Genomic DNA, 21,878 nt, shown 5'->3' on the forward strand with positions numbered 1-21,878 from the left:
AAATTTTTGGCAAAGATACTATAATGTACCATTTATTACAGCTTTCGTTTTATCTTCTCGTTCTGAGACAGGAATAATTTAATTTTGCCCTATATTTGTATTCGGAAATATCTTATTTTTTTCATGAAAATAATAATTGCAGGTGCCGGTGAGGTGGGATTTCATTTAGCAAAACTTCTTTCTTATGAATCCCAGGATATCATTCTCATAGACACAGATAAGGAAAGCCTGGGCTACGCAGATACTCATTTAGATATTAAAGTATTAAAGGGAGATGCCACTTCTGTAAGTATTCTGAAGGAGGCCAATGTTGCTAATTCCGATCTGGTTATCGGGGTTACTTCTTCCGAAACTACCAATATCACTCTTTGTCTCCTGGCAAAGCAACTGGGATGTAAAAGAACCATTGCACGTATCTCCAATACAGAATTTATCGATAAGAAAGAGGAGATCCGTTTTGCAGATCTGGGAATTGATGAACTTATCTCTCCCGAAGAGCTTGCAGCCGAAGAGATCCAGTTATTATTAGATCAGTCTGCCTTTAACGACAGTTATGAATTCGAGAACGGAGCCCTAATTATGGTGGGGACTTCCCTTCAGCGAACCGCGCCTTTTGTCGGGAAATCTGTAAAAGATGCAGCCAGTATTTTTCCGGAATTACATTTTGTACCTATTGCTATTCAACGATTCGGAACTCAATACACGCTTATTCCCAGAGGAGATACCATCTTTAAGGAAGGAGATCAGGCTTATTTTGTAACCTCTAAGGAAGGAGTGGACGAACTTTATAAGCTTATTGGTAAAACCAGGGAAGAGATCAAGGATGTTATGATCCTTGGCGGGAGTAAGATCGGGTTTAAAGCTACCCGTGACCTTTGCTGCAATAAGTTTAAGGTTAAGCTTATAGAGATTAACAGGAACAAGGCTTTCGATCTTGCCGATGAACTTCCGAATGCACTGATCATCAATGGAGACGGGCGTAATGTAGAACTGCTGGAAGAAGAGAATATAGAAGAAATGGATGCCTTTATTGCGGTAACCGGAAATTCAGAAACCAATATCATGTCATGCCTGGTAGCCAAATCGAAGAATATAAAAAAGACCATAGCCCTGGTGGAGAATATGGACTATTTTCAACTGTCCCACTCCATTGGTATTGATACACTCATAAACAAAAAGCTACTGGCGGCGAACAATATATTCAGGCATATCAGAAAAGGAGAAGTAGTGGCTCTTACCCGCCTGAATAATCTGAATGCTGAGATCCTGGAGTTTATCGTTAAGCCGTCATCAGCAGTAACAGGCAAGAAAATAAAAAATATCGATTTCCCCAGATCGGCTATTATCGGTGGGGTTATACGAGACAACGTAGGGATCATTGCCCTGGGTGATTTTGAAATTAGGGCCGGCGATCGTGTGGTTGTCTGCAGCCTTCCCCGCTCTATCTCAAAAGTTGAAAAATTATTCCTCTAAGACCTCATGAAACTTAACACCAAAATCATTTTTCATATCATGGGGCTTTTGCTCCTCTTTAACGGGGGGTTTATGCTGATCTCAGCTCTGATCAGCGGGATCTATAAAGACGGAGTGACCTTCGATATCTTTCTGGCAGGGATCACAACTATTTTTTCCGGGATCCTGCTTATGTTCGTAACCCGGGACCATAAAAGAGAGGTAAAGAAAAAAGAAGGATATATCATTGTTACCTTCGGATGGCTGATCATGTCATTATCCGGTACCCTCCCCTATATTTTTTCGGACAGTATTCCCGATCTGACCAATGCTTTTTTTGAGACCATGTCGGGTTATACCACCACGGGAGCTTCCATTCTTAACGATATTGAATCCCTTCCCGAAGGGATATTGTTTTGGAGGAGTACCACACACTGGATTGGCGGGATGGGGATCATTGTACTTGCCATTGCCATTTTACCACTTCTGGGAATCGGAGGAATGCAGCTGTTTACTGCAGAAGCTCCCGGACCCAGTGCAGATAAGCTTCACCCCAGAATTACGGATACGGCTAAAAGATTATGGCTCATCTATTTCGGTTATACGGCTGCAGAGACCATTCTGCTGAAAATTGCAGGAATGTCTTTTTTCGATGCTATAAACCATTCGATGGCCACGCTTTCTACCGGAGGTTTTTCTACAAAGAATGCCAGTGTAGCCTATTGGAATGACAACCCGGCCATTCAATATATCATTATCGTATTTATGTTCCTTGCGGGAAGTAACTTTATTCTGAGTTATTTTGCTTTTAAAGGCAAAGTTCAGAAAGTCCTGAGGGATGATGAATTTAAATTTTACTTTCGCGGAATAGCTGCTTTTACGGTTATTGCCGCCGTATTTATCTTTTTTCAGGCCAATGTACCTGTTTCAGATTACCACCCAATGGTACTCGGTAAATTTGAGAGCGCCGTACGCCACGCCCTGTTTCAGGTGGTAGCTATTACAACTACCACAGGTTTTGTTACCGCCGATTTTACCGCCTGGACCCCTTTGCTAACCGTTCTCTTTTTCGGGATCATGTTTATGGGAGGTTCGGCCGGATCTACAGCCGGAGGTGTTAAAGTTGTAAGGCATATGCTTATGATTAGGAACGGTCTGCTCGAATTTAAAAGGACCTTGCATCCGAATGCGGTTATCCCTGTACGTTATAACAACAAATCGGTTTCCGGAGAGATCGTATATACTATCCTGGCCTTTTTTATCCTGTATATGCTGATGTTTATCATCGGGGCTTTGGTTCTTGGTTTTCTGGGACTGGATTTTGAATCGGCTATCGGAGGAGCAGCATCTTCTATTGGAAATGTAGGGCCTGCCCTCGGAGATCTAGGGCCTCTCGACAACTATAACTCACTGCCTTCTGCCGGAAAATGGTGGTGTTCATTCTTAATGCTTATCGGAAGGCTGGAATTATTTACCGTACTTATCTTGTTAACTCCTTATTTCTGGAAAAAATCCTGATATATAAAAAGGAGAAGACCCTGACATTTATTGCCAGGGCCTGTAATTAACATGAAACACCCCTATAAAAAGTTTAGCTTTTATTAAAAGTTAGAGCCTATATTTCCCTGTCCGATCAGGTTAGCAAGGTTCTGTGTACTTTCGTGAACGTTGATGTAACCGTCAAAATCCAATAACTGCTCATAGTTGATAGGAGTTCCGTCATTTAATGCATTTACGGAAGTACGGCTTAGTCCGTTATCGCCATTTACATCCGTAAGGCTGATTACGATAGGGCCTGTTGTAATCGCATCATTCATATGAATATGAGATGGGCTCAATACACCAGGAATAGTGTTCTCTAACTGAAGCGTTACCAAAGTATATCCGTTGTTACGTTGTGCAAAAGTTGCTGTTCCGGAAATAGCAGGATTATCAATACTGTTTAGCGGGTAAACGATGGACTCTCCTGTTAAGGCATTTTGTCCTATATCTCCCTGTCCGATTAAGTTAGCAAGGTTCTGCGCACTTTCGTGAACGTTGATGTAACCATTAAAATCCAATAGCTGCTCGTAGTTGATAGGAGTTCCGTCATTTAAAGCGTTTACTGAAGTACGGCTTAATCCGTTATCACCGTTTACATCCGTAAGGCTGATCACGATCTCTCCACCTTCAGCAGCAGTATTCATATGAATATGTGAAGGACTTAATACGCCTGGAATAGTGTTCTCTAACTGAAGTGTTACCAAAGTATATCCGTTGTTACGCTGTGCAAAAGTTGCAACACCTGAAATAGCTGGGTTATCCACACTGTTTAGTGGGTATTCGACAGATTCTCCGGTTAAGGCATTTTGTCCTATATCTCCCTGTCCGATAAGATTAGCAAGATTCTGCGCACTTTCGTGAACATTGATGTAACCATTAAAATCCAATAGTTGCTCGTAGTTGATAGGAGTTCCATCATTTAAAGCGTTTACTGAAGTACGGCTTAATCCGTTATCCCCGTTTACATCGGTAAGACTGATCACGATCTCTCCACCTTCAGCAGCAGTATTCATATGAATATGTGAAGGGCTTAATACGCCTGGAATAGTGTTCTCTAACTGAAGCGTTACCAAAGTATATCCGTTATTACGTTGTGCAAAAGTTGCAACACCTGAGATAGAAGGATTATCCACACTATTTAGTGGGTATTCGATAGATTCTCCGGTTAAGGCATTCTGTCCTATGTCTCCCTGTCCGATCAGGTTAGCAAGATTCTGTGCACTTTCGTGAACATTGATGTAACCATTAAAATCCAATAGTTGCTCGTAATTGATAGGAGTTCCGTCATTCAATGCATTTACAGAAGTACGGCTTAATCCGTTATCCCCATTTACATCGGTAAGACTGATTACGATATCTCCACCTTCGGCAGCAGTATTCATATGAATGTGTGAAGGACTTAATACGCCTGGAATAGTGTTTTCAAGCTGAAGTGTTACCAAAGTATATCCGTTGTTACGTTGTGCAAAGGTTGCAACACCTGAAATAGCAGGATTATCAACGCTGTTTAACGGGTATTCGATAGATTCTCCAGTTAAGGCATTTTGTCCTATATCTCCCTGTCCGATAAGGTTAGCAAGGTTTTCTGTACTTTCGTGAACGTTGATGTAACCGTTAAAGTCCAATAGTTGCTCATAGTTGATAGGAGTTCCGTCATTCAACTCTCTAACAGAGGTACGGCTTAATCCGTTATCCCCGTTTACATCGGTAAGACTGATCACGATATCCCCACCTTCGGCAGCAGTATTCATATGAATATGAGAAGGACTCAATACACCTGGAATCGTGTTTTCTAACTGAAGTGTTACCAGCGTATTTCCATTGTTACGCTCTGCAAAGGTTGCAACACCTGAGATAGCAGGGTTGTCAACACTGTTAAGCGGGTACTCAATAAATTCTCCGGTTAAAGCATTCTGTCCTACATCTCCCTGAGCTATTAGAGTAGCCAGGTTTTCTTCACTTTCATGAACATTGATGTAACCGTTAAAGTTCAGAATTTCTTCATAAGTAACAGGCGTCCCGTCATCTAAAGTTGTAAACGTGGTTGTACTATAACCCGAATCTCCGTCTACAGATTCAAGAGAAATTACAATATCTCCGCCTTCTGCTGCAGTACCCATATGAATATGAGCCGGACTGATTACCCCTTCTATCGTATTGGTAAGTGCCAGTCTTACAGTTACGGAATTATCGTCGTTTTCCAGGAAAGTAGCGGTTCCGTAAATTCTTTCGTTACTTACAGATCCAAGCTGGAAGACACCGGCTTCTCCGGTAGGTACAGGATCTGCTGTATCCTCTAATTCAGGTTCCGGTTCGGTCAGTATTTCTTCATCATCATTACTACAGTTGGTTAAGCTCAGAGACAGTACCATGATAAGGCTTAGGAACATACCCCTTTTTAGTTTTAATTTTTTCATAACATTAATTTTTTTTTACGTCAGCACTTACGAGGAATAAATTCTATCAGTTTTAAAAAATCAATATTGCTGTTAGGAGAGGTATTCTTAAAAATCGGTCGATCCTTGCTATTTATTGATGGATTTTCATAAAAATTTAAAAATATTTTAATTCAATTGAGAGTTTGTGTAAAAGATCAAATATTTTTTAAGACTTAACATTTTGTTGGTTTTAACACTTTTTAACAAAAAAACCGGAAGTATCGACTTCCGGTTTCTCATTATAAATGTTTTTGATCTTCGTATTAAAGTACTGTTTTGATCCTCCTGATCGCTTCTCTAAGCTCTTCTTCAGAGGCTGCATAGGAGATCCTGATACAGTTCGGGTTTCCGAATGCTTCTCCGGTAACCGTGGCTACATTTGCTTCTTCCAGTAAATACATAGAAAAGTCTGAAGCATTTTCTATTTTCTTCCCGTTCAGGCTTTTTCCGAAGAAAGAAGAAATATCAGGAAAAATATAGAATGCGCCTTCAGGAAGGTTCAGTTTAAAGCCTTCTATCTCTCCAAGAAGCTGAAGTACCATATCCCTTCGTTTATGGAATTCATCTATCATGTACTGGATCTTACTTTTCGGAGCTTCTAATGCAGCAATGGTAGCGCGTTGTCCTATGGCATTGGCTCCACTGGTAATTTGTCCCTGTATCTTATTACAGGCCCTGGCAATCCACGCGGGAGCTCCGATATATCCGATACGCCATCCGGTCATTGCAAATGCTTTGGACACCCCATTAACGGTAACCGTCCTGTCGTACATTCCGTCTATAGCCGCAATGCTCACATGGCCGTCCGCAAAATTAATATGCTCGTAGATCTCATCGGAAACCACATAGATATTCGGGTGTTTCTTAAGCACCTCAGCTAAGGCCTCCAGTTCCTCTTTACTGTAAACAGAACCACTTGGGTTGCAAGGAGAGCTATACCAAAGCATTTTTGTTTTTGGTGTAATCGCTGCTTCCAGCTGCTCCGGAGTCATCTTAAAATCGTTTTCAATAGAAGTCGGTACTTCTACCGGTACTCCTTCAGCTATTTTAACGATATCCGAATAACTCACCCAGTAAGGTGCGGGTAATATAACTTCATCGCCCGGATTGATCATTACCATAGCCACATTGGCCAGGGATTGTTTGGCTCCTGTAGATACTACGATCTGGTCTGCCTTATAATCAAGTCCGTTATCTCTTTTAAACTTATGAATGATGGCCTCTTTCAAGTCGCCGTATCCGTCTACCGGAGGATAACTGCTATAGTTATCATGAATAGCCTGAATGGCTGCTTCTTTTATAAATTCGGGAATATTAAAATCGGGCTCTCCTAAACTAAGTCCGATAATATCTTTTCCCTGCCCTCTTAATTCTCTGGCTTTTGCGGCCATAGCAAGAGTGGCCGAAGTAGACATGTTTACAATCCTTTCAGATAATTGATCATTCATTTTGGTTGATTAATTAATAGTTTACGAAAACTGAATTGCCGGTTTTCTTCCCAATTCCTTTAGATGTTTAAAATGTGAGGCTATTGCTTTTCTTGTTGTCTTATATTCATTATAAGGCAAATTGAATTCCTTAGCCGTTTCCTTCACAATTTTAGAGATTTTCGTATAGTGAATATGACTGATATTCGGGAAAATATGATGTTCAACCTGATGATTTAATCCCCCGGTAAACCAGTTTACAACCTTGTTTTTGGTAGAGAAATTCACCGTGGTAAACAACTGGTGAACCGCCCAGGTATTCTTCATTGTACCTGTTTCGTCCGGGATCATCGTATCTACTTCCTCAACCACATGTGCCAATTGAAATACGACGCTCAAAATTAATCCTGCCGTATAATGCATTGCAAAAAATCCTATTAAGATCTTCCACCATGCGATATCAAGGAAAACCATGGGTATTACTATCCAGATTGATATATAAATAAGTTTTGTTACGATCAATAAACTCCACTCTTTGGCCGGATTCGGGAATTTCCCATAAGAGAGTTTTCTCTTGAGGTATCCTCTCATCTGCTTGAAATCTGTGGTTATTGCCCAGTTAATGGTCAACAAGCCATATAGCAGAACCGAGTAGAAATGTTGAAACCTGTGAAAACGGTACCATTTTGCATGCCTTGAAAAGCGCATAACCCTACCCGCATCAAGATCTTCATCATGACCGTGAATATTTGTATAGGTATGGTGCAACACATTGTGCTGTACTTTCCAGTTGTATACATTTCCTGCCAGGATATAGATACTGGCTCCCATTAATCTGTTGATCCAAGGTTTGGATGAATAGGAACCGTGATTTCCATCGTGCATAACGTTCATTCCCACTCCTGCCATTCCAACACCAATAATTACCGTAAACAGTAATTTGATCCATTCATTTACATCAAGGGTAAGGATTAAAAAATAGGGAGTAAGGAAAATGGAAAACATTACAATCGTTTTCAGATATAGTTTCCAGTTTCCGGTTTTCTTTATTTTATTTTCTTTAAAATACGCATTTACTCTTTGGTTAAGCGTCTTGAAGAATTGGGCTGTATCTCTTCTAGAGAATCTTATAGTTGTGTCAGACATATATTTTTTCTCTTTTTATAACTTAAAATTTATTTCCCGCCAAAGGTACATATTTATACTATCATGGCTCTGTTAAGATCTATTAAATATTCAATAAGTGCTTAAAAAGATTACTTTTGTCAAAAATAACGCAGGTTAATGGAAGAAATTATAAGATATTTCCCTTTTCTCAGCCAGGATCAGCAGGAAAAATTTGCAAAACTGGAGTCTCTTTACACAGAATGGAACTCTAAGATCAATGTAATTTCCCGCAAGGACATTGACCAGTTATACCTCAGACATGTACTTCATTCACTGGGCGTTGCAAAAGTTGTCGATTTTCTTCCGGGCTCTTCCATCCTGGATGTGGGAACCGGAGGTGGTTTCCCCGGAATCCCTTTAGCCATCCTGTTTCCGGAAAGTCGTTTTTACCTGATAGACGCCATCGGAAAAAAGATAAAAGTAGTTAATGAAGTGGCTGAAGCCCTGGAACTGAAGAATGTAAAAGCAGAACATATACGTGCGGAAAAGGTAAAGGAATCTTTCGATTTTATCGTGAGCAGAGCGGTGACCAATATGCCCGATTTTGTAAAATGGGTGCGTAAAAAAATAAAAAAAGAATCTCGTCACGATATCAGAAACGGAATTCTTTATCTAAAGGGAGGCGATCTGGATGAAGAATTGAAAAGTTTTGTAAATGCGCAGCAATTTAAGCTTTCCGACCATTTTGAAGATGAGTTCTTTGAAACCAAGAAAGTAGTATACCTTCCGTTAAAGTACCGGCCTTAAATTTAGAGTATCTCCTCTTTCAGATATCCGTTACTTATCAATTCGCCTTTGGAGTTCAGTGCATGTCATTTATCCGATGCAGCTATAAGAATGGTATCGTTTAGCTGGTATTCAGTACAGAGCTCTTTCATTTTTTTGTAAAAAGCATTCCGGTAATACGCAGGCATTTCATTGCTATACTTAAAAAATTTATGGTACCTGGCTTCGAGTTCCGGATAGTGTTTTTTAATAGCCCTTAGCATTAAAGTTTTGCTATCGGCTTTGTCATTTCCGTACAATCCCAGCGTTGCCGGCAGCACATATTTAACATCGAGCGCCCTGAAAGTTGAAAAGAGTTTATGGAGTTGTTCCGTAGTATCGGAAATATATGGCAATAAAGGCATTAAACTTATCCCGGTAAAGAAACCTTCCTTCAGGGTTTTTTCTACGGCTTTTAGCCTTTTGGAGGGTCGGGTTGCGCCCGACTCAAATATTTTAGCCACTTCGTCCTCCAGGGTAGAAAAGGAGAAAGATATCAACACCCCACCCTTTAATTTCCCGTTTAGATCTGCAGGGAGGATGGCTCTCTTGTCTATCTCATGAAGGATATCGAAATCCCGCTCCAGAAGATCGGATTTGGTAATAATATGTACCGGAAACCTGTGTTTTGCGATCACCTGAAGCGCCTTTCTGGTAAGCTGGTATTTTTCCTCTACCTGAAGATACGGATCCGTAGCCGATGAGAGTACTATAAATCCGTATTCTCCTTTCTTAGCACGATTAGCCAACTGCCGGTCCAGCAGGTCTATGGCATTTATCTTAACAGACAGGCTTTTTTCAAGGTTGGTTCCGTATTTACTTCCGCGGATATAGCAATAAAGGCAGTTAAAGGAACAACTGCTATACAGGTTTACCGTATAATTATCTAAAAACCAGGAATCCCTTTTTTTGGCTTTGTTTAAAATAGATTTAACTTCTATTTCTATTGACATATTCGTAACGCTCCAGGCCGATCCTTACCTTGGTCCTGAACCAGCTGGATACTACTCTTTTATTTTGAATTTCTTTCTGGTAGGTTTCAATAATATCCGGGTGAAACTTTGCCGTAGTTTTGGCGGCCCACCCTATTCCCTGCCTTATTTGCTGGTCTTTCCTGTTTGCCATGGAAAGAAGGATCTCAAAAACAGGTTTTACCTCCTCTTTTCCGAGTCCCTTTTTTATTGCGTAATGACAGGCAGGCCCTAATGATCTTACCACCCAGTTGTTTTCATGAACGGATAAGCGTTTTAGCTCCAGCAGTGTCCGGTAAGGTTCGTTTAAAAGGGAATAGCCGAAAACGCGTTCCCCTATAATATCGCACACATACCATTCAGCTCCCTGAATAATGTATTCTGTGGCTTTTTCTATGGATTCTTCAAAATGATTAGGAAGTCTCTTCTGGAGGATGATCCCGATAATTACGTTCCCGCCAATGGTTCCGAGTGCTGCTATCTGGTCGCAGAAGGGAATTTGCTGATCTTCCGGCAGGTTCTCAAAAAAAGTAGTTCCGCAAAACTCCAGTAACGGAAACTTTACCTTATGCTGCAACAAATAAGAATTGAGAGTATCTACACAGCACTGCAAGCTGTTATTCTCATTATAAGCCTGAAAACATTTCCTGACTTCCTCTGTAATCTCTCCTTTTCTTGTAATTATTCTCATCTAAACTAAATCAGCACATAGGTTTCTTTTCGTCGTCTTTTACTTTCAGGGTTCAAAGAAGCAAAAAATTAAATCCTCTCCCTCCCAAAATTTCTTTAAAATTCCGATGCCCAAACGTAAAATTTACATAAAAATAGATCGGGAAAACCCTGATCTCAGAATCTGTATTCGGGTAAGGATACTTTTTGCAACAGGATAAGAGCATCAAACTTCTTGGATAAGTTCATCGTATTTTTCTTGTATAAATTGATAAACGTATCATTTACAATTATATCCTCAAAAAGCCATTCGCTACCGCTATAAGCTTGTTCCGGAACCGGAAGGTAATGAGCAAACCCACTGAGGGACTGTATGATATGTTTTATATCCAAACGATCGGAATCCGGTGGTGAAAGCGTTTCTTCCCTCCTGAAATTATCTGCAGACACACCGCTTCCGGCAAAAACACCGATAGCATAGATCTCGTCTTTAAACTCGTCTTTCAGCAATTCTCCCATGACGAGCTCCACCTGGTTAAATTTTGAAATATGAAAATTATGGGCCACGATAATCACCTTCTTTCCCGGGTATATATTTTTCAGCAGCCAATTGATATTTTCGTACATCTGAGTATCTCTGGCCGCCCATCTTTTACTCCAATCTCCATCTGATTTAAACTGAAGCATATAATCCAGAAAAGCGATCCTGTTCATCAAGGTCTTTCTTATCAGTTTGGCTTCTTTTGAGTTTTCCGTTCCGTTTCCCAGTATATTATAGAGGTCGTTGTAATCGCTTCTCAAAGCACTTACTTCTCCTTTAATATCATCATAAGTGGTTTTTCTGTTCCTCAAAAGGCTCGCTGCCTTTCCATATCTGTTTTCCAGGTTTAAAAAACGATCTGTGTTTTCCAGGTTCTTCAGCAGAAAGACCGACAGGGCTTCCTCAAACCCCTTTCCGGTTCGCTGAACATCAAAGCCGGCTATCTCCAGGTTCTCGGCCTTCACATATTGCATCAGAAGGTCAAACTCCCGGGTAATCCAGGGTCCCATAAGTCGTGAGGTAATATGCCTGGAATTCAAATGGTCTTTTTGAAGGTTTGGTGCTATGAGTTCTCCCAGTCCCGATTCAAATAATATTACATCGAACCCCAATTTTTTATGGAGTTTTTGAATAAGACTGTACCGGAGGTCGAATACTTCCCTGGATCCGTGGTTAAATTCCCCTATGGAAACAATGCGCTTGTCTTTTACTTTTTCGAGTAGCAGATCCCATTTACTGTTTTCAAAATTACTGTCGCTATCAATTAAGGCAGAAGCATCATTGATAAATTTCCTTTGTTCTTCACTTAGCTTTTGAGCCGAGGTAAGGGTAGAAAAAAGCAGAAGGATCAAATTTAATTTTAGTCTCATTTCAGTATTTTTTAACCGTCCTAAATATTTTGTTGAACATCAATAGGAAAACACACTAACGAACGTATTTACGACCATTTCAAACCTGTGGTTTTATTCTGTCATATCCTGTCCGTACGAACACTTTTTAAAGATACTTAAAAACATTATGACAATCAACCGTTTAGCCCGAGATTAGCCGTAAAACAAAAAAAGCCTGTCAGTAACACTAACAGGCTTCCTATTAAAATTTCATTTTATTTATCCTAAGAAGGGATATCTGTAATCTGTCGGACTTACAAAAGTTTCTTTAATAAGTCTCGGAGACACCCAACGTAACAGGTTCTGTGCAGAACCAGCCTTATCATTGGTTCCTGAAGCTCTTGCTCCTCCAAAAGGCTGTTGTCCTACTACTGCTCCCGTAGGTTTATCGTTGATGTAGAAATTCCCCGCACAGTTCTCAAGTGCTTTAGTTGCTTCATCTATAGCATAACGATCTGTAGAGAATACAGCACCGGTTAAAGCATATTCCGAAGTACCATCTACCATTTTTAAAGTCTCAGACCATTTGTCATCCTCATAAACATACAAGGTAACTACAGGTCCGAATAACTCGGTAGTCATCGTTTTATATTGAGGATCGGTAGTAAGGATCACGGTAGGCTCTATAAAATAACCTTTTGATTTATCGTAATTCCCTCCGGCTACGATCTCTGCATCATTATCTGCTTTAGCCTGATCAATATAACTCGATAGCTTATCAAAAGACCCCTCGTGAATAACAGCAGTAATAAAATTACTCATATCTTCAGGAGATCCTGGCTTGTTAAAGGATGTGATATCTTCTTTTACATATTCTATCACTTCATTTGCAATAGATTTAGGAAGGTACACACGGGAAGCCGCACTACATTTTTGTCCCTGGAACTCAAAAGCACCACGGGTAATCCCTGTAGCTACCTGCTTGGCATTCGCAGAAGGGTGTGCAACGATAAAATCTTTTCCTCCGGTCTCTCCTACGATTCGCGGATATGTTTTATAGTTGTGAATATTGTTTCCAATTTTTTTCCAGAGCTCCTTAAATACGAAAGTAGATCCCGTAAAGTGGATTCCTGAAAAATCAGGACTTGCCAAAACAGTATCGGTAATCATTACCGGATCTCCGTAAACCACATTGATCACGCCATCCGGAAGTCCTGCTTCCTTGAATACATCAACGATTACCTTGGCAGAGAATATCTGGCTGTCACTAGGTTTCCACACTACCACATTCCCCATCATTGCAGCACTGGCCGGAAGGTTTCCTGCAATAGCCGTAAAGTTAAACGGGGTAATGGCATATACAAATCCTTCTAACGGACGATATTCCACCCTGTTCCAGATCCCTTCGGCAGAATCGGGTTGCTCCTCATAGATCTGCGACATAAATTCTACATTAAATCTAAGGAAGTCTATTAATTCGCAAGCAGCATCAATTTCTGCCTGATGAATGGTTTTCGACTGTGCGATCATAGTTGCCGCATTGATCTTTGCCCTGTAAGGACCGGCAATTAATTCTGCTGCTTTTAAGAATATAGCTGCTCTCTGTTCCCAGGTCAGGGCTGCCCATTCGTTTCTGGCCTCCAATGATGTGGAAATAGCTTTTTCCACATGAGACTTTTCAGCCAGGTGATATGTTCCTACCACATGCTTATGATCATGCGGAGGGGACATAGTCCTGGTGTTATTGGTTTTGATTTCCTCACTCCCAATATATAATGGTACATCTACATTTCCTTCGAAATACGATTTGTATTGTTTTAAGACTTGCTCTCTTTCCGGTGTTCCTGGAGCATACGATTTAACCGGCTCATTTACAGCCGCAGGAACGTGAAAAAAACCTTTTCCCATAATAGAAATTGTGTTTTGAATTAATTTTTGCCAAAGGTAATAAATACGAAATCGTTATAGAAGTTAAATTCTATCTAAAAATAATATTTAATTGATTGCGAAAGGAGCGCAAAGTTTAAAAGTAGGAATGGTTACTTTAAAACGCTTTGTAGAAGTAAAATTCACCATATGGTAATGCCCTTTCATAGAACCTATGGGCGAACTGAGCAGGCATCCGGAACTATAGGTATGTGATTCCCCCGGTTTAAGTACAGGTTTCTTACCGATAACCCCTTCCCCTTCTATATTTTCCACATCATTCAGGGAATCGTAGATCTTCCAGTGTCTGGTGGTTAACTGCACGGAATCCTTACTCTGATTCTCAATGGTGATCTGATAGCCGAAGGCAAAATGCATCCTGTAGTTTTTGAAGAAAGTTCCTTCAAAACTGGTTTCTACAGATATTTTTATGCCTTTGGTAACTTGTTGAACCATAATTCCAATTGCAGAATAATGCTTTTTTTAAGAATTTTTCAAAATGCTATTTCCTCAAAATGAGGAGCTAAAGCCCAAAAATACAAATTTAATTGATGTAATAAATCAGCGTTGGTCATAAAATCTGCCAAAGACCTAAAAAGCAGTTGATCTGCCTTCTTTTTCCCTAAACAACTAGTTGGAAATATTTACAGAACTCGCACTTCCGATCCCAATGACACTGTCATAACGGTCACCAAAATTCCGGTAATAAACTATAACCGTATAATTGTTTTCAGTTTGATAGTGATTTCCTGAGATCCGGTTATAATCTATCTCACCATTTTCATTTACCACAACAAATTTATAATTGTAGAACCCCTGTTTGAGCAACATAGTGGTTTCCAGAAGTCCGGTCTCAACATTGAGTTTAAGCTCATTTTCCTCGTTGAGTTCGAAATTATTGAACTTCCCGAAAACATATACTTTGTCCAGTCCGATGCTGTTATCGTACTCCAGGCTAAAATGTACCTGAGCGTAATCCGCTTCGGTATCATTATCCTCTCCCTCCAGAGTTCTGACCACAAAATCTCCGTTAACATCCGGGTTAAAGGTATACTGAAAGTCAGATCTGTTCTTTGCGGTATACAGGTAATGGTTGTACAGATCGTCCAGCTCTACACTGAACACCCCGTTACTGGCGGTCCTGATCTCTTTATTGTCATAGAACAAAAACTCATTTCCACCGTCAAAGGAAGTTTCCTTATCGTATTTGTAAATAAGCTGATTTCCCGAAAAGAATTGAGGGCGAACCCCGGTGATGGCTCCCGGCCAGTAATGGTTTTGTAAAATAGCCACCTTAACTTCTTTCTGCGGGTTTACCAGCTGAAAACCACTGCTGTTTATAGTAAACTGCACTACCTGCTTACTGTAAATTGTATTCAGGTCTCTGGAGCGTTTGAGATACGCCCCTACATTTACCGCATCCCTGTAAATAACGAATCTCCGGGAAAACTGAAGCTCATCACTGCTGTTGTATATCTTGAGGACATAATTCCCGGTTAGCTTCAGGCGTGTCAGGCTATTCGGAAAACTCAGCTGGTAATTCGAATATGGCTGAAGTGTATTATAGGAATTCTGGTAGTTCTGTATCCTTTGGTTATCCAATCCGTTCAGGTATTGCATTTTTGAAAGATTGGAAGGGGTCCAGTCGTAATTACAATGCACGATCTTATAATAGTAATCTGCTTCGGATGCCGTAATATCATCAAAAGAAAGCGTAAAACTCTCCCCTATTTTAACGATGGGAAAAAGATCGCCTTCATTCGCACTTTTAAAGACAATAGACCGGATATGATCGGGCGGGCTTATCTCATATTCTACCTGCGCATTCAGCACGGTAGCAAAGCACAGAAAAACAAATATTAAGCATTTCAGGGTCTTTATCATATCACATGTATTACGACCTCAAAGATAAACAAAATGTATGCCGAAACGAGATACACTTGCAGAGAAGGTTTTTAAAACTCAAAAATCACTATTTAGAATTATTATAAATAAAATTTAAGTGATTATCTTGCCTTTCAGTTCACTATTTTAATTAGTAAATTTGCACGAATTTTTAGTTAATTTTACAAAGATCCAAGACATATGTCAAACGACATCCGAATTAAGAAGGGGCTGGATATTAAATTGATTGGTGAGGCAGAAAAGACTACTACAGAAGCAGTACCAAGTAATATCTACGCTATCAGACTCTCTGATTTTCACAGTATTACCCCTAAAATGCTTTTAAAGGTTGGTGACAAAGTTAAAGCCGGACAGGCACTTTTTTACAACAAAGCTAACGAAGATATGTTTTTCGTATCTCCGGTGAGTGGGGAGATCGTGGAAATAGAAAGAGGCGCAAGAAGAAAGATCCTGACCATTAGAATTCAGGCAGATAAGGAACAGACTTATGCAAATCAGAGTGCATTCGACTTAAATAATGCCGATGGAGAGGCAGTAAAAAAATATTTATTAAGCGCGGGTTGCTGGCCGTTTATCAAGCAACGTCCGTACGATGTCATTGCTAATCCGGATAACAAGCCCAAGGCTATTTTTATCTCAGGTTATGCAAGTGCTCCTTTGGCTGCAGATTACGACTATGTACTTGAAGGCAAAGAGAAAGAATTACAGACCGCTATTAATGCGATCTCCAAATTAACAGATGGGAAAATACATGTTTCCGTATCTAAAAAATCTTCTTCTCCCCTGGCAAGCCTGGAGAATGTGAGCCTTCACAGGATCTCCGGACCTCATCCGGCAGGAAATGTAGGTACTCTTATTTCTAAAGTAGATCCGATTAACAAAGGAGAAGTGGTATGGATTCTTAATCCGCAGGACCTGATAATCATCGGAGAGCTTATCCTTACCGGAAAGTTCAATGCAGAGAGAAAAGTAGCTTTGGTAGGTTCATCGGTAAAATCTCCGAAATACTACACCACCAAGATAGGAGCTGAGATCTCTACTTTCCTTTACGATGCAGGTGTAAAAGACAATAACATCAGGGTAATCAGTGGTAATGTCCTTACCGGAACCAAGGTAGATCCGGATGGTTATCTTGGATATTACAACAATACGGTTACCGTTATTCCGGAAGGAAATGATTACGATTTCTTCGGATGGAACAAACCTGTGTTTAATAAACTATCGACAACAAGAGCATTAACCTTTTCATGGTTATTCCCAAATAAAAAATACGATCTGAACACCAATACCAACGGTGAACACAGAGCTTTTGTGGTGACCGGTAATTACGAAGAGGTATTCCCTCTCGATATTTATCCGTTACAACTTCTAAAAGCTACAATGGTAAAAGACCTGGATCAGATGGAGCAATTAGGAATGTACGAAGTTGCACCGGAAGATTTTGCACTTACCGAGTTTGTTTGTGTTTCCAAGCAACCTCATCAGCAGATCATAAGGGAAGGACTAGACTTAATGTATAAAGAAATAGGATAACACTATGGGCTTAAAGAATAATTTACATAAACTCAAAGAAAAGTATGAAGGCACCAAAATGGCGCCTGCATTTAATGCCATACATACATTTTTATACATGCCCAATGAAACTACGCATTCCGGAGGGCATATCAGAATGGCAGACGATTTAAAAAGGACCATGAACATAGTTATTATGGCCCTTGTACCTTGTTTGATTTTCGGGATGTTCAATGCCGGTTATCAACACTACCTTGCTATCGGAGAGGAAGTACCTTTCCTTTCGGGAGCGGCCTTTATGATTGGAGTAACTAAAATTTTACCGCTGGTTATCGTATCCTACGGGGTTGGTCTGGCGATAGAATTTGTTTTTGCCATGATCAAAGGACATGAGGTAGAAGAGGGTTACCTGGTATCAGGGATGCTTATACCACTTATAGTTCCTGTAGATATTCCGTTATGGATGCTTGCAGTTGCTGTTGCTTTTGGTGTGGTTATCGGAAAGGAAGTTTTCGGAGGTACAGGAATGAATATCCTGAACCCTGCTCTTACAGTAAGAGCATTTCTTTTCTTTGCCTATCCAACATGGATGAGTGGTGATAAAGTATGGGTACACGGAGCAGTAGAAAGAGCCAATCAGCTTGCAAACGGTGAGAACGTAGATGCAATTTCCGGAGAAACCATTCTTGGAAACCTTGCTCAGAACAACGCCCCGGGTTATGACCTGGCGGATATGTTCTACGGGTTTATTCCGGGTTCTGTAGGAGAAACTTCTACCTTGCTGATATTGCTGGCAGGACTCTTCCTGATCTTTACCAAAATCGGTAGCTGGAGGATCATGTTATCTGCTGTACTGGGTGCAATTGTTATGGGACTCATCTTTAACGGTGCTGTTGATGCCGGATGGGTTTCCGAATCGAGTAAGTTTTACGGGTTGATGAGTACCACTTTCTGGCACCACCTTATCATAGGAGGTTTTGCTTTCGGAGTTGTATTCATGGCGACAGACCCCGTAACTGCTTCACAAACCAATAGAGGGAAATGGATATACGGATTCCTGATCGGATTTATTTCGATCCTTATCAGGGTATTTAACCCGGCATATCCTGAGGGTGTAATGTTAGCTATATTATTAATGAACGTATTTGCGCCGACTATCGATCATTACGTAATACAAGCCAACGTAAAAAGAAGAATGAAACGTTTAAAAGTTAAAACCGCTTAAATTGGTATGAATACGGAAAAGAACAGTTACACGGTACTCTTTGCCATCGGAATGGTGGCAGTAGTGGGTTCTCTGCTGGCTTTTGTAGCAGGCTCCCTTAAGCCCAATATCGAGGAAAATGAACGCCTTGAAAAGCAACAAAACATCCTGTACGCTATGGGAATCAATGAAAATGGCGAGGACGCAGGAGGTGTAAATTTTATATCTACGGATAAAGTTTCAGATGAATTCAGCAAGTTCATCAAACAGCAGCTCGTAATTCAGGGAGATGACGTAACCGAAGACGATCAGGCCTATCTGATAGATATCAAAAAAGAAGAAGCTTTAGCAAAAGCAGATGATTACGAAAGACGTCTTCCATTGTTTATAGGAGAAAAAGACGGAAGTACTTTTTATATAGTACCCATGAGAGGTAAAGGTTTATGGGATGCGATCTGGGGATATATTGCCTTGAACGACGAAATGGTTGTTCAGGGAGCATATTTCGACCATGCCGGAGAAACTCCCGGACTGGGAGCCAATATCAAGGAGCGCTTCTTTATGGACGATTTTATAGGAGAACACGTTTATGACGGAACTGCTTTTAAGGGAATTGAAGTAGCAAAAGGAAATGCAGACCCGCTTAACAAAGATAAAACCGATAACGAAGTAGATGCTATTGCAGGAGCTACTATTACCGGAAACGGAGTAGCTGCCATGATCAAAAAGGACCTTAGAATGTATCTACCTTATTTTAATTCATTAAAAAAATAAGAAATGGGAATATTATCAAAAAAAGACAGTAAACTTATATTAGATCCGTTAGCAGATAATAACCCAATTACGATACAGGTACTGGGAATCTGTTCTGCCCTTGCAATTACTGCCGAGTTAAAGGCTTCTATTGTAATGACTATTTCAGTACTATTTGTACTGGGAGTGGGTAATGTGGTAGTTTCCTTAATGAGAAATATCATCCCTCCAAAGATCAGGATCATTGTTCAGCTTGTAGTCGTTGCAGCTTTGGTGATCATTGTAGACCAGGTTCTGAAGGCTTTTGCTTATGAATTGAGTAAGACCCTTTCGGTTTTTGTCGGTCTGATCATTACAAACTGTATTATCATGGGACGTTTTGAGGCTTTTGCCCTGGGTAACGGTCCCTGGAAATCTTTCCTGGATGGAATTGGAAATGCCCTTGGATACGGAGTTATCCTTATTATCGTAGGTTTTTTCAGAGAGTTATTGGGATCAGGAACACTTTTGGGTATTCAGGTACTTGGAGATCCTATTGCCAAGACCGGGCTTTACGCTCTTGGATATGAGAACAACGGATTTATGCTGTTATCGCCTATGGCTTTGATTACAGTAGGGATCATTATCTGGGTACAGCGTTCAAGAAACAAGACTTTAATTGAAGAAAATTAAAATTAGGGGAACGGCTTTATGCCGTGAACTGAAACGAAAAAAATTATGGAACATATAGAGTTATTTTTCAAATCGATTTTCATAGACAACATGGTATTTGCCACCTTCCTTGGAATGTGTTCTTACCTTGCTGTTTCCAAAAAAGTATCTACAGCCGTAGGTCTGGGTGCTGCCGTTATTTTTGTAATGGCCATTACCGTTCCTTTTAACTGGCTGCTGGATCAATATATCCTTAGAGACGGAGCTCTGGCCTGGTTAGGACCTGAATATGCATCCTACGACCTGAGTTTCCTTTCTTTTATCCTGTTTATTGCCACTATTGCCACTATGGTACAGCTGGTAGAAATTATCGTGGAGAAGTTCTCTCCTTCCCTATATAACTCACTGGGGATATTTCTTCCGCTGATTGCGGTAAACTGTGCAATTCTTGGAGGTTCTCTCTTTATGCAATCCAGAGAGATCCCAAGTTTAGGACTTGCTTTTAACTACGGGGTTAGTTCAGGGATCGGATGGTTCCTTGCTATTCTTGCTATCGCAGCTATCAGGGAGAAGATCAGATATTCCAATGTACCGGCTCCATTAAGAGGTTTGGGTATTACATTTATCATTACCGGTTTAATGGCTATCGGATTCATGAGTTTCGGTGGAATGTTAACAGGTGGAGATGAAGCAGCTCAGGAATCTCAGCGTGAAGCTAAAGTAGAGATTAAGAAAGAGGAAGCACCTAAGAATTTGATATCTGAAAATACAAAAGAAATAAACCAATAGTATGATATTAGCAGCAAGTACAACAGGAACTATTGTAGCAACCGTCATTGCCTTTTTAGTGATCACACTTCTATTGGTAGGACTGCTATTATTTGTAAAACAAAAACTATCTCCATCAGGGCCGGTTAAAATTACTATCAACGGAGAGAAAGTAGTTGAAGTGGCTTCGGGTAATTCTCTATTATCTACTCTTGGAGGTGAAAAAATATTTTTACCATCTGCCTGTGGTGGTGGTGGAACCTGTATCCAGTGTGAGTGTCACGTAAATTCTGGTGGTGGAGAAGCTTTACCAACAGAAACTCCTCACTTTACAAGGAAAGAGTTACAGTCCGGTGCCCGTCTGGCATGTCAGGTAAAAGTTAAACAGGATATGGATATTTCCATTCCTGAAGAAGTATTCGGGATCAAGAAATGGGAAGCTACCGTAGTAAGAAATTACAATGTAGCATCCTTTATTAAAGAATTCGTGGTAGAGATTCCCGAAGATATGGATTATAAAGCAGGAGGATATATTCAGATCGAGATCCCTGAATGTGAGATCAAGTATTCTGATATCGATATCACTGCTCACCCGGAAGAGCATGAAACTCCGGATAAATTCCAGACAGAATGGGATAAATTCGGACTATGGCCGTTGGTAATGAAGAATACGGAAACCGTAGAACGTGCTTACTCTATGGCCTCTTATCCTGCAGAAGGAAGAGAGATCATGCTAAACGTACGTATTGCCACTCCGCCATGGGACCGATCTAAAAATGCATGGATGGATGTAAATCCAGGGGTAGCATCTTCTTATATTTTCTCAAGAAAACCGGGAGATAAAGTTACTATTTCAGGACCTTACGGAGAATTCTTTATCAACCCTTCGGAAGCAGAAATGCTTTATGTTGGAGGTGGAGCCGGAATGGCACCGATGCGTTCGCATTTATATCACTTATTCAAAACTCTTCAGACAGGGCGTAAAGTTACTTTCTGGTACGGAGGTCGTTCCAAGAGAGAATTGTTCTACCTGGAGCACTTCTATGAGCTTGAAAGGAACTTCCCTAACTTTAAGTTTTACCTGGCACTGTCTGAACCGTTACCGGAAGATAACTGGACGGTAAGAGAGAGCCTGGATAGTGAAGGTGACGGATTCGTAGGTTTTGTTCACCAATGTGTGATAGACAACTACCTGAATCACCATGACGCACCGGAAGATATAGAACTATACTTCTGTGGACCACCATTAATGAACCAGGCCGTTCAGAAAATGGGAGAAGATTTTGGTATTCCTGATGAGAATATCAGATTTGATGACTTTGGAGGATAATTTCCTTACAGATATATTTAAAAGGTC

18 protein-coding genes are annotated in these 21,878 nt (G+C 40.4%); 9 read left to right on the forward strand and 9 right to left on the reverse strand.

The genetic code is table 11. From position 1 onward, the window contains the following. Positions 1–123 precede the first annotated feature (123 nt). On the forward strand, positions 124–1,473 hold the full coding sequence (trkA, locus tag GWK08_RS03070; protein ID WP_163605435.1) for a Trk system potassium transporter TrkA: 1,350 nt from the start codon (positions 124–126) through the stop codon (positions 1,471–1,473). Positions 1,474–1,479: 6 nt separating this feature from the next. Continuing rightward, positions 1,480–2,970 carry a TrkH family potassium uptake protein gene (locus GWK08_RS03075; RefSeq protein WP_163605436.1) on the forward strand — a complete coding sequence of 497 codons (1,491 nt, stop codon included), beginning with the start codon at positions 1,480–1,482 and terminating at the stop codon, positions 2,968–2,970. A gap of 83 nt (positions 2,971–3,053) precedes the next feature. Here the strand turns inward: GWK08_RS03075 and GWK08_RS19180 are convergent, their stop codons facing one another. The 3 genes from GWK08_RS19180 to GWK08_RS03090 all read right to left on the reverse strand — a co-directional run bounded on the left by GWK08_RS19180 (position 3,054) and on the right by GWK08_RS03090 (position 8,005). Continuing rightward, positions 3,054–5,411, reverse strand: a complete 2,358-nt coding sequence (locus GWK08_RS19180; protein WP_204335986.1) for a CHRD domain-containing protein — start codon at positions 5,409–5,411, stop codon at positions 3,054–3,056. Positions 5,412–5,695: 284 nt separating this feature from the next. Then, positions 5,696–6,880, reverse strand: coding sequence for a pyridoxal phosphate-dependent aminotransferase (locus GWK08_RS03085; protein ID WP_163605437.1), 1,185 nt, complete (start codon positions 6,878–6,880; stop codon positions 5,696–5,698). A 21-nt stretch (positions 6,881–6,901) separates the two neighbouring features. Then, positions 6,902–8,005 carry a fatty acid desaturase family protein gene (locus tag GWK08_RS03090; RefSeq protein ID WP_163605438.1) on the reverse strand — a complete coding sequence of 368 codons (1,104 nt, stop codon included), beginning with the start codon at positions 8,003–8,005 and terminating at the stop codon, positions 6,902–6,904. A gap of 138 nt (positions 8,006–8,143) precedes the next feature. Between GWK08_RS03090 and rsmG the strand changes: the two genes are divergently transcribed. Beyond that, the gene (rsmG, locus tag GWK08_RS03095; protein ID WP_163605439.1) at positions 8,144–8,773 is read left to right on the forward strand and encodes a 16S rRNA (guanine(527)-N(7))-methyltransferase RsmG; all 630 of its coding nucleotides are present in this window, start codon (positions 8,144–8,146) and stop codon (positions 8,771–8,773) included. Positions 8,774–8,838: 65 nt separating this feature from the next. Here rsmG and GWK08_RS03100 read toward each other — a convergent pair whose 3' ends face one another. The 6 genes from GWK08_RS03100 to GWK08_RS03125 form a co-directional block, all read right to left on the reverse strand. Continuing rightward, a complete protein-coding gene (locus GWK08_RS03100) occupies positions 8,839–9,744 on the reverse strand; it encodes an SPL family radical SAM protein (RefSeq protein ID WP_163605440.1) in 906 nt (301 codons plus the stop codon). After that, a complete protein-coding gene (locus tag GWK08_RS03105) occupies positions 9,722–10,453 on the reverse strand; it encodes a DNA alkylation repair protein (protein WP_163605441.1) in 732 nt (243 codons plus the stop codon). Before GWK08_RS03105 ends, GWK08_RS03100 begins: the two co-directional genes overlap by 23 nt. A 155-nt stretch (positions 10,454–10,608) precedes the next feature. Continuing rightward, positions 10,609–11,841 carry an erythromycin esterase family protein gene (locus tag GWK08_RS03110; RefSeq protein WP_163605442.1) on the reverse strand — a complete coding sequence of 411 codons (1,233 nt, stop codon included), beginning with the start codon at positions 11,839–11,841 and terminating at the stop codon, positions 10,609–10,611. Positions 11,842–12,081: 240 nt separating this feature from the next. Then, on the reverse strand, positions 12,082–13,710 hold the full coding sequence (pruA, locus tag GWK08_RS03115) for an L-glutamate gamma-semialdehyde dehydrogenase (RefSeq protein ID WP_163605443.1): 1,629 nt from the start codon (positions 13,708–13,710) through the stop codon (positions 12,082–12,084). Between the two features lie 87 nt (positions 13,711–13,797). Next, a complete protein-coding gene (gene apaG / locus GWK08_RS03120; protein WP_163605444.1) occupies positions 13,798–14,184 on the reverse strand; it encodes a Co2+/Mg2+ efflux protein ApaG in 387 nt (128 codons plus the stop codon). A gap of 174 nt (positions 14,185–14,358) precedes the next feature. Continuing rightward, on the reverse strand, positions 14,359–15,612 hold the full coding sequence (locus GWK08_RS03125) for a type IX secretion system plug protein (protein ID WP_163605445.1): 1,254 nt from the start codon (positions 15,610–15,612) through the stop codon (positions 14,359–14,361). Between the two features lie 201 nt (positions 15,613–15,813). Here GWK08_RS03125 and GWK08_RS03130 point away from each other — a divergent pair, with 201 nt between their 5' ends. The 6 genes from GWK08_RS03130 to nqrF are packed head-to-tail and all read left to right on the forward strand — an operon-like array spanning position 15,814 to position 21,851. Next, the gene (locus tag GWK08_RS03130; protein WP_163605446.1) at positions 15,814–17,166 is read left to right on the forward strand and encodes a Na(+)-translocating NADH-quinone reductase subunit A; all 1,353 of its coding nucleotides are present in this window, start codon (positions 15,814–15,816) and stop codon (positions 17,164–17,166) included. A gap of 4 nt (positions 17,167–17,170) precedes the next feature. Then, entirely contained in the window at positions 17,171–18,370 is a 1,200-nt protein-coding gene (locus GWK08_RS03135) for an NADH:ubiquinone reductase (Na(+)-transporting) subunit B (RefSeq protein ID WP_163605447.1), read from the forward strand. Beyond that, positions 18,371–19,123: a Na(+)-translocating NADH-quinone reductase subunit C gene (locus GWK08_RS03140; protein WP_163606288.1), complete on the forward strand. Its 753-nt coding sequence runs from the start codon at positions 18,371–18,373 to the stop codon at positions 19,121–19,123. It begins immediately after the preceding gene. Between the two features lie 3 nt (positions 19,124–19,126). Further along, positions 19,127–19,774 carry an NADH:ubiquinone reductase (Na(+)-transporting) subunit D gene (locus GWK08_RS03145; protein WP_163605448.1) on the forward strand — a complete coding sequence of 216 codons (648 nt, stop codon included), beginning with the start codon at positions 19,127–19,129 and terminating at the stop codon, positions 19,772–19,774. Between the two features lie 45 nt (positions 19,775–19,819). Further along, complete coding sequence (gene nqrE, locus GWK08_RS03150; RefSeq protein ID WP_163605449.1) at positions 19,820–20,542, forward strand: NADH:ubiquinone reductase (Na(+)-transporting) subunit E; 723 nt, start codon at positions 19,820–19,822, stop codon at positions 20,540–20,542. A gap of 1 nt (position 20,543) precedes the next feature. Further along, positions 20,544–21,851, forward strand: coding sequence for an NADH:ubiquinone reductase (Na(+)-transporting) subunit F (gene nqrF / locus GWK08_RS03155; RefSeq protein WP_163605450.1), 1,308 nt, complete (start codon positions 20,544–20,546; stop codon positions 21,849–21,851). Positions 21,852–21,878: the final 27 nt, after the last annotated feature.

Source organism: Leptobacterium flavescens (assembly GCF_010671605.1).
GTDB classification, from domain to species: domain Bacteria; phylum Bacteroidota; class Bacteroidia; order Flavobacteriales; family Flavobacteriaceae; genus Leptobacterium; species Leptobacterium flavescens.

What these genes read in the sequence shown, in the direction of transcription:
- trkA (WP_163605435.1), top strand. Translation starts at nt 124, where the DNA reads ATGAAAATAATAATTGCAGGTGCCGGTGAGGTGGGATTTCATTTAGCA.
- GWK08_RS03075 (WP_163605436.1), top strand. Translation starts at nt 1,480, where the DNA reads ATGAAACTTAACACCAAAATCATTTTTCATATCATGGGGCTTTTGCTC.
- GWK08_RS19180 (WP_204335986.1), bottom strand. Translation starts at nt 5,411, where the DNA reads ATGAAAAAATTAAAACTAAAAAGGGGTATGTTCCTAAGCCTTATCATG.
- GWK08_RS03085 (WP_163605437.1), bottom strand. Translation starts at nt 6,880, where the DNA reads ATGAATGATCAATTATCTGAAAGGATTGTAAACATGTCTACTTCGGCC.
- GWK08_RS03090 (WP_163605438.1), bottom strand. Translation starts at nt 8,005, where the DNA reads ATGTCTGACACAACTATAAGATTCTCTAGAAGAGATACAGCCCAATTC.
- rsmG (WP_163605439.1), top strand. Translation starts at nt 8,144, where the DNA reads ATGGAAGAAATTATAAGATATTTCCCTTTTCTCAGCCAGGATCAGCAG.
- GWK08_RS03100 (WP_163605440.1), bottom strand. Translation starts at nt 9,744, where the DNA reads ATGTCAATAGAAATAGAAGTTAAATCTATTTTAAACAAAGCCAAAAAA.
- GWK08_RS03105 (WP_163605441.1), bottom strand. Translation starts at nt 10,453, where the DNA reads ATGAGAATAATTACAAGAAAAGGAGAGATTACAGAGGAAGTCAGGAAA.
- GWK08_RS03110 (WP_163605442.1), bottom strand. Translation starts at nt 11,841, where the DNA reads ATGAGACTAAAATTAAATTTGATCCTTCTGCTTTTTTCTACCCTTACC.
- pruA (WP_163605443.1), bottom strand. Translation starts at nt 13,710, where the DNA reads ATGGGAAAAGGTTTTTTTCACGTTCCTGCGGCTGTAAATGAGCCGGTT.
- apaG (WP_163605444.1), bottom strand. Translation starts at nt 14,184, where the DNA reads ATGGTTCAACAAGTTACCAAAGGCATAAAAATATCTGTAGAAACCAGT.
- GWK08_RS03125 (WP_163605445.1), bottom strand. Translation starts at nt 15,612, where the DNA reads ATGATAAAGACCCTGAAATGCTTAATATTTGTTTTTCTGTGCTTTGCT.
- GWK08_RS03130 (WP_163605446.1), top strand. Translation starts at nt 15,814, where the DNA reads ATGTCAAACGACATCCGAATTAAGAAGGGGCTGGATATTAAATTGATT.
- GWK08_RS03135 (WP_163605447.1), top strand. Translation starts at nt 17,171, where the DNA reads ATGGGCTTAAAGAATAATTTACATAAACTCAAAGAAAAGTATGAAGGC.
- GWK08_RS03145 (WP_163605448.1), top strand. Translation starts at nt 19,127, where the DNA reads ATGGGAATATTATCAAAAAAAGACAGTAAACTTATATTAGATCCGTTA.
- nqrE (WP_163605449.1), top strand. Translation starts at nt 19,820, where the DNA reads ATGGAACATATAGAGTTATTTTTCAAATCGATTTTCATAGACAACATG.
- nqrF (WP_163605450.1), top strand. Translation starts at nt 20,544, where the DNA reads ATGATATTAGCAGCAAGTACAACAGGAACTATTGTAGCAACCGTCATT.